Source organism: Desulfobacter hydrogenophilus (assembly GCF_004319545.1).
Taxonomy (GTDB): domain Bacteria; phylum Desulfobacterota; class Desulfobacteria; order Desulfobacterales; family Desulfobacteraceae; genus Desulfobacter; species Desulfobacter hydrogenophilus.
In genome coordinates this window covers 2,056,494-2,070,303 of the sequence record NZ_CP036313.1, presented here as the reverse complement: position 1 = coordinate 2,070,303, position 13,810 = coordinate 2,056,494, and the positions used below count along the sequence as shown (strand labels likewise).

The 13,810-nt window shown below is 47.0% G+C and carries 11 protein-coding genes; 6 read left to right on the top strand and 5 right to left on the bottom strand.

The annotated features are described in order from the left end of the window. The first annotated feature begins 54 nt into the window (after positions 1–54). From EYB58_RS08985 to EYB58_RS08960, 6 genes are read left to right on the top strand one after another with little or no spacing between them, the layout of a single operon-like run. On the top strand, positions 55–3,267 hold the full coding sequence (locus EYB58_RS08985) for a hybrid sensor histidine kinase/response regulator (protein WP_111952770.1): 3,213 nt from the start codon (positions 55–57) through the stop codon (positions 3,265–3,267). 36 nt (positions 3,268–3,303) lie between these two features. Further along, positions 3,304–3,753, top strand: a complete 450-nt coding sequence (locus tag EYB58_RS08980) for a chemotaxis protein CheW (protein ID WP_111952768.1) — start codon at positions 3,304–3,306, stop codon at positions 3,751–3,753. After that, the gene (locus EYB58_RS08975; RefSeq protein WP_111952765.1) at positions 3,753–4,850 is read left to right on the top strand and encodes a protein-glutamate methylesterase/protein-glutamine glutaminase; all 1,098 of its coding nucleotides are present in this window, start codon (positions 3,753–3,755) and stop codon (positions 4,848–4,850) included. Before EYB58_RS08980 ends, EYB58_RS08975 begins: the two co-directional genes overlap by 1 nt. A gap of 32 nt (positions 4,851–4,882) precedes the next feature. Continuing rightward, positions 4,883–5,725: a CheR family methyltransferase gene (locus EYB58_RS08970; protein WP_111952762.1), complete on the top strand. Its 843-nt coding sequence runs from the start codon at positions 4,883–4,885 to the stop codon at positions 5,723–5,725. Between the two features lie 14 nt (positions 5,726–5,739). Next, a complete protein-coding gene (locus EYB58_RS08965) occupies positions 5,740–7,416 on the top strand; it encodes a HEAT repeat domain-containing protein (protein ID WP_111952759.1) in 1,677 nt (558 codons plus the stop codon). Between the two features lie 40 nt (positions 7,417–7,456). Beyond that, a complete protein-coding gene (locus EYB58_RS08960; protein ID WP_111952756.1) occupies positions 7,457–7,915 on the top strand; it encodes an N-acetyltransferase in 459 nt (152 codons plus the stop codon). A gap of 7 nt (positions 7,916–7,922) precedes the next feature. On the opposite strand, the gene EYB58_RS08955 is transcribed toward EYB58_RS08960, so the two are convergent. From EYB58_RS08955 to gyrA, 5 genes are all read right to left on the bottom strand, one after another. After that, the gene (locus EYB58_RS08955) at positions 7,923–8,978 is read right to left on the bottom strand and encodes a hypothetical protein (RefSeq protein WP_111952753.1); all 1,056 of its coding nucleotides are present in this window, start codon (positions 8,976–8,978) and stop codon (positions 7,923–7,925) included. Positions 8,979–9,008: 30 nt separating this feature from the next. Then, complete coding sequence (locus EYB58_RS08950; RefSeq protein ID WP_111952750.1) at positions 9,009–10,184, bottom strand: phosphoglycerate kinase; 1,176 nt, start codon at positions 10,182–10,184, stop codon at positions 9,009–9,011. 97 nt (positions 10,185–10,281) lie between these two features. Further along, a complete protein-coding gene (locus EYB58_RS08945; RefSeq protein ID WP_111952747.1) occupies positions 10,282–10,554 on the bottom strand; it encodes a hypothetical protein in 273 nt (90 codons plus the stop codon). Next, entirely contained in the window at positions 10,551–11,270 is a 720-nt protein-coding gene (radC, locus tag EYB58_RS08940; RefSeq protein ID WP_111952744.1) for a RadC family protein, read from the bottom strand. Before radC ends, EYB58_RS08945 begins: the two co-directional genes overlap by 4 nt. Then, complete coding sequence (gyrA, locus tag EYB58_RS08935) at positions 11,248–13,794, bottom strand: DNA gyrase subunit A (protein ID WP_111952741.1); 2,547 nt, start codon at positions 13,792–13,794, stop codon at positions 11,248–11,250. Before gyrA ends, radC begins: the two co-directional genes overlap by 23 nt. Positions 13,795–13,810: the final 16 nt, after the last annotated feature.

Here is a 13,810-nt window from a genome sequence, read left to right as displayed (position 1 = left end):
CTTCATATCACGACTTTAAATCATTTCTATGACATTCTTTCAGGAGTTTTTAATATGTTTGAAGACGACGAAACCCTACAAATGTATATTGAAGAATCGCTGGATCACTTGGCAGACATTGAAAGTGATTTGTTGACGATTGAGGAGGGCGGCGCAAACATTGACCTTGATCTGGTGAACAACGTTTTCAGGGCGGCCCATTCCATCAAAGGCGGTGCCGGATTCATGGGGTTGACAACCATTAAAAATCTTTCACACCATCTTGAGAATGTACTAGGAATGATCAGAAACAGGGAACTGATCCCTGACTCTGAAAAAATCAGCAAATTGCTAAAAGGGTTTGACGAACTTGAAAATCTGTTGAACAACATTCAAACCAGCAATGACGTTGATATTTCCGCCCATGTCCACGCCTTGGAAAATATAACCACGGCATCTGCACCCGAGCCCTCCTTGAAAGCAGAACAACAAGAAATCCCCAAAATGGGCCCGACAGAACCGTTCGCAGATATCGTACTCCAGGACGGCAGAACCTTTCAGCAGGTGGCGCTTAAGGACATTGAAACCTGCAAAGCGGAAGGCAAAAATCTATTCCTTGTTGAATATGATCTGATCAACGATATTCACCAGCAATCCAAAAACCCCATGGAACTTTTAAACAATCTGTCTAAAACCGGCACTATTATTGATGCCAGGATTGATACCGCTGGTGCCGGCACACTTAATGACACCGATATTCCCGAAAAAATCCCTTTCCAGATACTATTTGCCTCTATTATCGAATATGATATGGCCGAGACACTATTTGGTGTCACAAATCGGTGCATCCATATCATTGCAGACGATATGATAGACTTCAGAGCAGACAGCACCGGTGAAATCCCCCCTCCTCTGCTCCAACCTGTTGAAACTGTAAAGGCAGCGCCCCAACCTGAGGTGGTAGCCCAACCCGCGGCTGTCGCCACACCGGCACCCACCATTTCAAAACAGCGAAACAACGCGGCAGTCCAGGAGGCACCCATGGCCAAATCCCAGGAAAAAGAGTTAACCATTGGTGGAAAACCCCAGAGCTCTTTGCGTGTTAATGTGGGGCTGCTTGACACATTGATGAACCTTGCCGGAGAACTTGTACTTAGCAGAAATCAGCTTCTCCAGGGGGTCAATTCGTTTAACGTAAAGGCGACCGAGCTGTCCAGCCAGCGCATTGACATGATCACATCAGAGCTCCAGGAAGCGATCATGCGCACACGGATGCAGCCCATTGCCAATATTCTGAACAAATTTTCCCGGGTGGTCCGAGATCTGTCCCACCAGTTGGGAAAATCCATAGATCTGGAAATCGAAGGCAAAGAGGTTGAGTTGGATAAAACCATCCTGGAATCCATTAATGACCCGTTGACCCACCTTATAAGAAACTCCGTTGACCATGGTATTGAAACGCCCATGGAAAGGGAGCAGATGGGTAAAAAAGGCACGGGGAAAATCATTTTAAAGGCATTCCACGATGCAGGTCAGGTTAATATTGTCATCTCAGACGATGGCCGGGGATTAGATCCGGCCAAAATGGCCTCCTCGGCCATTGAAAAGGGTCTGATATCCGAATCGAGGGTTGAAGAAATGTCGGACAAGCAGAAAACAGAACTGATTTTTCTACCGGGATTTTCAACTGCCAAGGAGGTTACAGATGTATCCGGCCGGGGCGTAGGCATGGATGTGGTGGTCACAAACATTGAAGCTTTAGGCGGAATCATAGAACTTGATTCAACCCCCGGACAGGGAACGGATATCCAAATCAAGCTGCCTTTAACTCTAGCCATTATTCCCAGCCAGATCACCTCTGTCGGCAATGAACGATATGCAGTTCCCCAGGTCAACCTCAACGAACTGCTCAGAATTCCGGCTAGTCAGATCAAAGAAAAAATTGAAAAAGTTGGGGATGCCGATGTTGTCCGGCTCAGAGGCGAACTTCTGCCCCTCTTGAACCTATCGGACATGCTCGGCATACAACGCACGTTCGTTGATCCTGAAACCTGCGAAGAACACGAAGACCGCAGAACCAGTCTCTCAGACCGCAGGTCAAAGGTTCACATGCTTGAAGAGAATTCTGACTCTGAGAATCAAACTGGAGAGGAAACAGAAAGAGCGAAAAGCGACCGGCGTTATCATGCCTCATCTGCGATCAATATTGCGGTTGTATCTGCCGGGGCATTCAAATACGGTCTTGTGGTCGATCAACTCCATGATTCCGAAGAAATCGTTGTTAAACCTGTGGGCAGGCATTTAAAAAAATGCACCGCCTATGCCGGAGCCACGATTATGGGTGACGGTAAGGTTGCCTTAATCCTTGATATATCCAACCTTGCCCAGATAGCCGAACTCTCGGCCGTTGCCGAAGCCAGTCAGAATGTTGCCAAAGCAGCAGAGGAAGAAGCGGCGGCCAGGGCCGATAAGGTCGCGTTACTGACATTCAAAAATAACGAAAAAGAACATTTTGCCGCGCCGTTAAGCATTGTGGAACGAATTGAACGTATCAAAACATCCGACATTGAACAAGTCGGCGATCGCAAGGTTGTCCAGTACCGCGGCGGCTCCCTGCCCCTGTATGAACTGTCCCAGGTGGTAAACGTTGAACAACTGCCTGAAAGAGACCAGCAGGAAGTTATTGTCTTCAAGGTCAAAGACCGTGAATTAGGGCTTATGGTTACCCCACCAGTAGATGCCCAGGAAGTTGTGCTCAACATTGACAGTTCTACCTTGAAGCAACCTGCCGTCAGCGGCTCCATGATTATAAACAACCATACCACATTGCTGGTGGATATTTTTGAACTGGTTAAAACGTTGAACCCGGACTGGTTTAAAGCCGAGGCTCAGGCAGCAGCAACAATGGCTGAAGACGGCGAGAAAATTATCCTGTTTGCCGAAGACTCAGCCTTTTTCAGAAACCAGGTCAAACAGTTCATGGTAGAGGACGGCTTTAAAGTCATTGAAGCCGAAGACGGACGGATTGCCTGGGAACTTCTAAAAGAACGCGCAGAAGAGATTGACTTGGTTGTAACGGATCTAGAAATGCCCAATATGGACGGATTTGAATTAACCAAACGGATTAAAAGTGATCCCAGCTACTCACATCTTGGGGTTATTGCTCTGACATCGCTTGCCAGTGAATCGCATATTGAAAAAGGCAGATCCGTGGGTATCGACGAATATGAAATAAAACTTGACAGGGAAAAACTGATGGCTGTTGTCAGACAATATATGAATTTGTAAAACGTCCACTAAGCAGATACCCGTTAGGAGATTGACATGAACAAAGAGTCCAAAGAGACCACATCCAATGACATAGAGTTCTCCACATTCTATGTTGGTGGAGCCATTTGTGGAATCGACATATTAAATATTCAAGAAATAAATAAGCATTTTGAAATTACACAAGTGCCCCAGTCATCTGAATATGTCAAAGGCATATTGAATCTTCGGGGCAGAATTGTAACGATCATTGACTTGGGCAAAAAACTGGGTCTGTCCCCGGTCGCCCCAAGCAAAGACAACCGCAACATCATTGTCAATTCTGAAGATGAGCATATCGGTCTTCTGGTGGATGCCATTTCCGATGTGGTCATCACCCAGAAGGAGAAAATAGAGTCCGCACCTTCAAATATTGGTGGTGTCAAAGGCAAATACTTCCAGGGTGTTTTAAAAACGAAAAAACAGTTAATCGGCATTCTTGATATTGATGAGGTGCTCAAAGAATAATGAACACCATCAAAGCGCTTGTTGTTGATGATACAATTGTTTACCGAAAAATTGTTGGAGATGCACTCAAGCAGATGCCGGGCATTGAGGTAGTGGGTACTGCCAACAACGGGAAGATTGCCCTTTCAAAAATAAAAACGCTTAAACCGGATTTGATGACCCTGGATATTGAAATGCCGGAAATGAACGGCATTGAGCTCCTCCAGCAACTTCAGCATATGGAGAGTCCTCCCTTGGTGATCATGGTTTCGACCCTAACCCACCAGGGAGGAGAGCTGACCCTCAAGGCTTTGGAACTTGGTGCTTTTGACGTTCTGCCAAAGCCTGAAGAAGGCACGATGGCAGAGAATATGCTCAAAGTCAAAAAAAATCTTGAGCCGATTGTACGCCATATCAAACGCCATAAATTCGGAATAATTGCTTCGCCTGCCAGATCTAAGCCCGCGGTGCCAGGCACGGCAAGAGTCAGGAGCCCCAAGGCGGTTTCCAGGCCGACACAGTCCAAGCCGACCGGTATCAGGTCCAAATCCGAAATTATAGGTATCGGCATATCCACCGGCGGTCCAAATGCATTGACAAAAATGATCCCCATGCTGCCCAAGAACTTCAAGGTACCGATCCTTATTGTACAGCATATGCCACCTGTATTTACGGCATCCCTTGCCAATAGCCTGAATAAGAAATCAGCCCTTGAAGTCCTAGAAGCCAAGGATGGAGATACTATTAAACCCGGAAAAGTATTCATTGCGCCCGGGGGGAAACAGATGAAAGTTGTTGCAGGTGCAGACGGTTTGACCCGAAAGATAAAAATTACGGATGATCCACCGGAAAATTCGTGCAAACCCTCGGCAGATTATCTATTTCGCTCCATTGCCCAGCACTATGTTGGAAGATCAACAGGCGTCATCATGACCGGTATGGGCTCTGACGGCTCAAAGGGACTCGTTCAGATGAAAAACAACGGCAGTGTCATTATTGCCCAGGATGAAAAAACGTGCACCGTTTACGGCATGCCCAAAGAACCCACTGAATCCGGGATAGTTGATGTCATCGCACCATTGGAAAAAATTGCGGATGAAATCGTAAAAACCGTTTAACCAGAAACCCAGCCGATACTAACAAGATACTTATGAGCAAAATCAAAGTAACGCCCGAAGAATTCAAAACATTTGCCAAGTATATCCTGGATATATCAGGAATTGCTCTAGGTGTGGGGAAAGAATACCTTCTGGAAACCAGACTCAATCCGTTGCTTTCCAAATACGAGTGCAATTCATATTCGGATTTGATGAAAAAATCTAAACTCGGTTTTGACAAAAAGCTGGAAGGCGAAATTATTGATGCCATTTCCACCAATGAAACCTATTTTTTCAGGGACAAATCGCCGTTCAAACTTCTCCAGCATAAAATTCTGCCGGACCTGATTGATAAACGCTCGAAAAAAGGCTTTGGCAAACCCGCCATAAGAATATGGAGTGCAGCCAATTCAACGGGGCAGGAAATATACAGTCTTGCCATGACCATGATTGAAATGGGTCTAACGCTTGACAAGTACAACATCAGACTGTTTGGTACGGATATTTCTGATGCAGCCATTGCCAAGGCCAGCTACGGCGCCTACAACAAATTTGAAGTGGCGCGTGGACTTGAGCCTGCCCGGCTTAACAGATTCTTTCAACCCAAAGAGGATAAATATAAGGTTAAAGACGAGCTTCGGGCCATGGTCCAGTTCAAAAAAATGAACCTGATGAAACCGTTTATCGGTATTGGAAAATATGATATTGTTCTTTGCCGGAATGTGATGATCTATTTTACCACTGAGGACCGCCGGAAAATTTATTCAAATATTTCAAAAGTCTTGGAACCGGACGGATATCTTTTGATCGGTTCCACAGAATCGCTGGTAAATGATACAGACCTTTTTGCATCTTTCAGATATTTAAACTCGGTATTTTACCAGTTTAAGAGTTAGTGGAGCCAGGTATTATGGGTGGTATTAATGCACAAGATTTTATTAATGAACTAGTTTTCTGTCTCAACGAAAAAGATACGGTTAAAGCCAAGGCCCTGCTTCAATTTGCATCGGACGCCAACGTTGATGTCCAAATACAAAAAATGGCCCTTGCCAAATTGGCAAAAGGTCCTGAAAACGTTGTTTTTCCCCTGCTTGAATACCTTACCAAAATAGATATCTCCAACACTGAGATCCAGGAAAGCCTGTATGATCTGATTCTGGACAAAGCATACGGCAATACCAATCTGGTCACAGAATATATAATCAACAACGAAAAAAAAACCCGGATTCAGTTTATCCGGGCAGCCGGGGATCTGTTCCTTAAAGAAACCATACCGGTTCTGATCCAGGTGGTGCAGGGCGAAACAGATCCCGAAATCATTGCGCCTGCCATTAATTCACTTGCGGTATTCCGCAAACCCAAACATATCGAAATTTTTTCTTCGTTTACCACGCATTCAGATCCCGACATCATCAAAGCAGCCATTTTCGCCATCGGTGCCATGTCCAACCCCCAGGCAGCAGATACCCTGATAAGCTTTTTATGCGAAGATGAAACCATAAATAAACTGGTTGTCCAAGCCTTAGCAGAGAAGCAGGATCTTTATGATCTGGAAACAATAACCCGTCTTCTATCGTCCCCTGTCACCATTATCAGAGACACGGCCATTGATGAACTTATCAATATGGGCAAAAAGGCCACACCGCTTCTGACTAAGGCATTCCAGAATGCAGAATCCGACTATATGGTGCACCTGATCACCACCCTTGGCTACATAGAGGATCAGGCTGCCATTCCCGCCATCATGAACATCATCAATACCCAGCCCAAGGATGCCAACATCCGCCAGGCTGCGTACGAAGCCATGGAACGTATTCCTTCGCCCCGTACAGCCATCTGCCTGGTCCAGGGTCTCCAGGACCCGGAAGAATCCGTGCGCATGAGTGCAGCCCGGGCCGTTGACAAAAACCTGTCAAAACCATTGGTGGCCGGACTGAAAAATATTGTTCGGGACAAATCCCCCGAAGCTATATCAACGGTAAGCGCACTCATAGATACGGATGCAACCAATATTTTCAATTTTCTAATGGGTGAAGAATCTTTCAGGGAACTTGCCGGGACACATATTGCCGAAAAAGCATCTCCGGCCACCCGTAAAGCCTTCTTAAAAAATATGGTAGCCATTGGTCAAATTGAATTTGCCAAAGAGATTGCCGCCAAAATCACAGAAACGGGTCAGGCAAAAGCGTCATCTTCAATGAAAATTGTTGTTGTGGATGATTCAAAAATGATGCTAAAACTCTACCAGAACAAGTTGTCGATATTAGGACTTACCTGTGAAATCTTTCACCGCCCTGAAGAAGCGGTGAAACGGATACTGTCCGGAAAAACAGACCTCGTTATTACGGATTTGAACATGCCCAACATAAGTGGTCTGGAACTTACCATGGAAATAAGGCGTAAATTCACCCGGACGGATCTGCCCATTCTGATGATCACCACCCAAAGTGATTTTGTAGAAGAAAAAGAAGGAGATATAGATATCACCGAGGCTCTTTTAAAGAAATCCGGCATCAATAAAATCCTTCACAAACCCTTTAGTGATAATGATTTCAAAGAGTCCGTATTTAAACTGCTACCCACCTGATCCAGCGAAAAGGAGCCCCCATAAAACGGGATTTTACCCCATGATAAGAAAAGCGCTCATTGATGATGTTGCCCCTATACATGCCCTACTTAAATTTTATGCCGACAAAGGGGAACTTTTAGGTAGACCTTTAAGCAACCTTTATGACCATCTACGGGATTTCTGGGTATATGAGGATGAAGATACCGGCATGATAACAGGTTGTGCAGCACTAGCCTTTTGCTGGGAAGATATCGCGGAAATCCGATCAGTTGCAGTAAAAAAGGAGTATAATGGCCAAGGGATCGGATCGGCCCTTACAGAACGCTGTATCCAGGAAGCCTTCTATTTTAAATTAAAAACATTGTTTGCACTGACCTACCGCCCTAGTTTTTTTGCCCGTTTTGGATTTGCAATAACTGAAAAAACAAATCTGCCCATGGTCAAAATATGGGCCGGATGCCTGGACTGCGTTAAGTTTCCGGATTGTGATGAAATAGCAATGATCAAAGAGTTATAGTTTAGGTTCAAGTATAAACCATTTTGTAGGGAATGGGTGCATACTTTGTTACGGACGGTTTGGGGAGGATATGTTCTTCGGCTACGGTCAACCAGTTATTATCCGGATTCAGTTCCCGAAGGCGTCCGCCTTCTGAGGGCAGGGCGTGGATGGTGTAATCATACCAGACATTGAAGATACAGATATAAAATTTTCCCTCGCGGGCCACCACATAATTATTGGTAAAGGTGCTCTGGGGAAGCCCCTCCTGTTGGGCCAGGGCTTTGACCTGGTCAACCACAAGCTTTACCAAAACGGACTTTGACACGCCTTTTTCATCAAAGCGCAGCAGGCTTCGTGATTCGCTGGACGCAACATACACCGTAGTAATTGAGTCGAGCTGCCTAAAATACTGGGCAGCAACAATGGCAGCCGTCCTTCGTCCACCAGCCAACACGGGAACCCCATAATATTCGAACAATTTCTTTTGCATATTTTCAGCGTAGCAATCCCCTTTCTCATACAGGTCTTTGGAGATATAACGTAAAAATTTGGCAAGATTTTCCGATGCATCGGCAATGGGCCAATCCACCCTGACGTGAAAATGGGTCAAGGCATACTGAGTCTTCAGCCTATGGTTGGGCTGGATTAAGATGGCATAATCCACAGGCAACAGATTTTTAAGAAGAGAAAAAAAACCATCGGACTCAAAACATTTTATGTTTCGGTTGTAGTTCTCAAGATCAGGAAAATCTTTAAGCCCGAGCAGATTTGTTTTCGTGGTTTTATTGACGTCAAAATACCGGATATACTTTTTGTGAGTTTTGTCAATATAATCTTCACAAAAGATGATCAGAAAAGAATTCTGTGCTTCAAACTCCACGGAGGGAATCCGCGCCCGGGGTTTAAGCTCCCTTAACTCAACAAAGGGATAAGGGGTCCGAAGCTTTAAAAAATTATTGTAGGACCCCACAAGGCAATAATCCAGGACAAGCTGATCCAGCTCATCCCTTAATACCTGGTAATAGGACCGGCGCAGCCGCGCCTCCCTGCTCAGAGTATGTCGTAATTTGCAAAATTTCACCTCTCGTTAATCCTTTCAATAAAACTTGAGCTATTCGAGAGCAGCCACTCCTGGCAGCACTTTCCCTTCCATCATGTGCAAAAAAGCCCCGCCCCCTGTAGAAATATAGCTAATTTTTTCCGTAATCCCGCATTGTTTGGCTGCAAGCCCCGTATCACCGCCGCCAACAACGGAAAAGGCGGAAGACTCGGCAATCGCATCAGCGAGGGTTTGGGTACCTGCAGCGAACCGATCCATTTCAAACACCCCCATGGGACCGTTCCAGACAATGGTACCGGCATTGGCAATGACGTTTGCAAATTTTTTGGCACTTTCAGGACCAATATCCAGGGCCATCCAGCCATCCGGAATATCATCCAAAGAAACGGTGCGCGATTCGGCATTTTTGTCAAAACGTTCTGCAACAACAAGATCTACGGGTAAAAGCAGGTCAATGCCCTTTTCCTTTGCATGGGCCATAATATCCGAAGCGGTCTTAAGCAAATCCGCTTCAATCATGGATCCTTTGGTATCCACGCCATTTGCTGCAAGAAAGGTATTGGCCATGGCACCACCGATCATCATGCAATCCACAAACTTAAGCATATTTTCAAGAGCAGCCAATTTGCTGGAAACTTTTGCGCCGCCGATCACAACCACCAGCGGTTTTTTAGGATGTTCCACAGAATCGTAGTATGAACGTACCTCTTTTTCAAGCAGAAAACCGGCTGCAGAGGATTTCGCATACTTGGTAATACCCGTAACTGATGCCTGATCCCGGTGGGATACGGCAAAGGCATTGTTTACATAAACATCACAAAGGTCGGCAAGGGCCTTTGCAAATTCAGGATCGTTTTTCTTTTCCTCATCGTGAAATCTTAAATTTTCAAGCATGAGAATCTGTCCGGGTTCAAGGGCTTGAACCTGCTTGTTTACCGCTTCCCCAATGCAGTCATCGGCAAACGCCACAGGCATATTTAGAAGTTCAGACAATCTGACCGCTGCCGGCTTAAGGCTGAATTTTTCGTCACGGCCGCCTTTTGGACGGCCCAGATGGGAAGCGATCACCAGCTTGGCCTTTTTGTCAATCAAATAGGTAAGCAGCTCCAGGGTGGCCCGGATCCGGTTGTCATCAGTAATATTCCCCTGGTCATCCATGGGCAGGTTGTAGTCCACCCGGATAAAAAGGGTTTTACCGTTTACATCTATATCTCGAACCGATTTCATATTCCCTCCTAATCAATAGTGTTTGAACGAAAAGTCACCCATCTGCGCCTTGCATCTGGGCAACGTTGCGTCCAAACACAGGGCTTGCCCTTAGGCATTATTTTTTCATTGTCAGGCCACGCCTGTGCGCCTGTTTTTTCCTGGACCAGCGTTCAAAAAAGGACATGGCCCCGACTTTCGTGGAACGTTCAATGACCTCTTCTTCAACCTGAATTCCGTTCTTTGTGGCCATGGCCTGTTGAAGGCACTTTGTTTTCACAGGACAATGATAAAAGCATTTTTCCGGGGTTTCCCGCAACCCCTTAGGCCCCATGGGAAACACTTTTTCAAGATCCCCAAAGCAGTCGGGAAGATCGTCTTTATTTGTCATTTAATCTGCTCAAACTCCTTTTGAAACTGCGCCATAACCCCCTGGGCGGCAAAACTGTAATACCCCTGGCTGCCTGTGACAAGATGGTCGTGGATATGAATACCGGCAAATGCCAGGGCGAAAAACAGAGTCCGGGTAATACGGATATCCTGGGCTGAGGGTGTAATATCCCCGGACGGATGATTATGCGCTAAAACCACTGACGCCGCATTGTGTGCAATGCTGCGTGCAATCACTTCCCGTGGATATACAGCCGACGCTGAAAGGGTCCCGGTAAAAAGGACCTCGGATGCCATGACCCTGTTTTTGGCATCCAGGAATATCCCTAAAAAATGTTCTTTATTTTTGTAACCAATGGTCTGGTTTAAATAGGCCATCAGACTTTCAGGGTTACTGACCACATCCCTCTTAAGTATCCGGGTTTCAAGATACCGGTCTGCCACAGCCTTGATCAGATGAATCCCGAAGCTATTGGCAGGGCCCACCCCCTTAACCCGGCAAAGGGCATGGGTATCAGCCTCCAGCACCCGGGGCAGGGTTTTAAATTCCGCTAAAAGATCTTTGGCTGCCTGCTTGGTATCCTTCCGCGGGGTATTCAGGGTCAAAAGCAGCTCCAGGACTTCGTAGTCATGGAACCCTGACAGGCCGGCCCTAAGGAAGCGTTCCCTCAGGCGCTGCCGATGTCCGCCACCCTTATTGGTCGTCTCCCTGTTCATCTATCGGGTCATCCATATCAAGGTCTTCCGTATCCATATCCGGAGCATCTAAAATGTCGGCATCATCCCTATCCGGATCAAAACACGTGTTATCATCATCAGGGTCATGATCATCTTTAGGAAGCCGGGCAATGCCGATGAGCGTCTCTTTTTCGGCCAGGTTAATAAGTCTGACCCCCTGGGTATTTCTGGAAATTACATTAATCCCGCAGATATCGGTACGGATCAGTTTCCCCTTATCCGTAACCATCATCAACTCATCATTGTCACCCACCAGAGCAAGGGCCATCATTTTACCGTTGCGCTTGGACGTTTTAATGGAAAAAACCCCTTTGCCGCCCCGGGCCTGGGTTCTGTACTCCTCAATTTTAGAACGCTTACCATACCCGTTTTCCGTAACCGTTAAAAGCGTGTCCTCGTCTCCAAGCACTTCCATACCCACCACCCGGGCACCCTCTTCTATACGCATGCCCCGCACACCCATGGAGCCTCTGCCCACATCACGAACATTTTGTTCATTAAACCGAATCACCTTACCCCCCTCGGACCCTAAAAAGATCTCCTGGGTGCCATCGGTGATGCGTGCAGCAATAAGTTCGTCGCCTTCAACTAGCTTCACACCGATCAGTCCCCCTGCCCTGGGACGTGAATAGGCCATCAGCTCAGTCTTTTTCACCCTGCCTTTTTTGGTGGCCATGACCACGTACCTATTTTCTGAGAACTCATCCACGGTGAGTACGGTGGCAAGTTTTTCGCCCTCATCAAAATTAAGCAGGTTCACAATGGCTTTGCCAAGTGAGGAGCGCCCTGCCATGGGCAGTTCATACACCTTGGCCTGATACACCTTGCCGAAGTTGGTGATAAACAGGAACGTGGCGTGGGTGGAGGCCACAAACAGATGTTCCACAAAATCGTCGGATTTGGTTCCCATGGCGGTCTTGCCTTTGCCACCCCGGTGCTGACTGGTATAAAGGGTAATGGGATTACGCTTGATGTATCCGCTGCGGGTCACCGTGACCACCATGTCTTCTTGGGCAATAAGATCTTCAATGGAAATTTCAGCAGTGCTCTCTACGATACGGGTGCGGCGCGCATCTCCGAACTCATCATTGAGTTCGGCCAATTCATCCTTGATCAGCCCCCGGACCACGGTTTCCGAGCCAAGGATCTCCTTGAACCAGGCAATATCCTTAAGCAGGGCCTGATATTCGGTTTCAATCTTTTCCCGTTCCAGCCCAGTGAGTCGCTGCAGACGCATGTCCAGAATGGCCTGGGCCTGAATCTCGCTCAGATCAAACCGGGTTATCAAGCCGGTCCTGGCCTCTTCCGGTGACTGCGAGGCCCTGATCAGGGCAACGACTTCATCCAAATTATCCAGGGCGATCTTCAACCCTTCCAGAATATGTGCCCGTTCTTCTGCTTTGCGCAGATCATAGCGGGTACGCCGGATAATAACGTTGGTCCTGTGGGAAATAAAGTGATTGAGGATTTCCTTAAGAGAGAGCAGCTCAGGCCGATTGTTAACCACCGCCAGAAGAATGATGCCAAAGCTGGTCTGCATATTGGTGTGCTTGTAGAGCTGATTAATCACCACTTCAGAGATCTGGTCGCGTTTAAGCCCAATGGCCATACGCATGCCATCTCGGTCGGATTCATCCCGAACATAGGAGACGCCGGTAATCACTTTGTCCCGGACCAGCTCGGCGATCTTTTCCACCAATTTGGCCTTGTTCACCTGATATGGCAGTTCCGTGACCACAATGGTTTCCTGGCCATTTTTTTTGTTCTCCTCCACCTCGACTTTGGCTCGCAACGTGATAATACCCCGGCCGGTATCATAGGCTTCGAAAATCCCCTTGGTACCGTAAATATGACCATAGGTGGGGAAATCGGGTGCCGGAATATGGGCCATCAACGCCCTTGTATCCATGTCCGGGTTATCAATGAGCGCCTTTAACCCCTCAATGACTTCACTGATATTGTGGGGCGGTACATTTGTGGTCATGCCCACGGCAATGCCCGAGGACCCGTTGACCAGCAATGCCGGAAATCTAGTGGGGAGCACCGCAGGTTCTTCTATGGTTTCATCATAATTGGGGATGAATTCCACGGTCTCTTTTTCAAGATCGGCCAACATCTGGTGGGAAAGCTTGCGCATACGAATTTCCGTATAACGCATGGCAGCCGGAGAGTCTCCGTCCACGGAGCCGAAATTGCCCTGACCATCCACCAGGGTATAACGCAGGGAGAAGTCCTGGGCCATGCGGACAATAGTGTCATACACGGCAGAATCCCCGTGGGGGTGATATTTACCAATAACATCACCCACGATACGGGCAGATTTCTTATAGGGTTTATTCCAGTCATTGTGAAGCTGCTGCATGGCATATAACACACGCCGGTGGACCGGTTTCAAACCGTCCCGGACATCAGGCAAAGCCCGCCCGATAATGACACTCATGGCATACTCGAGATAGGACTGCTTCATCTCTTTCTCGATACTGGTGCTTTCGTTTTGAATCATCCTAAATTAACTGCTC

Coding starts and splice junctions, on each gene's coding strand:
- EYB58_RS08985 (WP_111952770.1), top strand. CDS start 55: ATGTTTGAAGACGACGAAACCCTACAAATGTATATTGAAGAATCGCTG.
- EYB58_RS08980 (WP_111952768.1), top strand. CDS start 3,304: ATGAACAAAGAGTCCAAAGAGACCACATCCAATGACATAGAGTTCTCC.
- EYB58_RS08975 (WP_111952765.1), top strand. CDS start 3,753: ATGAACACCATCAAAGCGCTTGTTGTTGATGATACAATTGTTTACCGA.
- EYB58_RS08970 (WP_111952762.1), top strand. CDS start 4,883: ATGAGCAAAATCAAAGTAACGCCCGAAGAATTCAAAACATTTGCCAAG.
- EYB58_RS08965 (WP_111952759.1), top strand. CDS start 5,740: ATGGGTGGTATTAATGCACAAGATTTTATTAATGAACTAGTTTTCTGT.
- EYB58_RS08960 (WP_111952756.1), top strand. CDS start 7,457: ATGATAAGAAAAGCGCTCATTGATGATGTTGCCCCTATACATGCCCTA.
- EYB58_RS08950 (WP_111952750.1), bottom strand. CDS start 10,184: ATGAAATCGGTTCGAGATATAGATGTAAACGGTAAAACCCTTTTTATC.
- EYB58_RS08945 (WP_111952747.1), bottom strand. CDS start 10,554: ATGACAAATAAAGACGATCTTCCCGACTGCTTTGGGGATCTTGAAAAA.
- radC (WP_111952744.1), bottom strand. CDS start 11,270: ATGAACAGGGAGACGACCAATAAGGGTGGCGGACATCGGCAGCGCCTG.
- gyrA (WP_111952741.1), bottom strand. CDS start 13,794: ATGATTCAAAACGAAAGCACCAGTATCGAGAAAGAGATGAAGCAGTCC.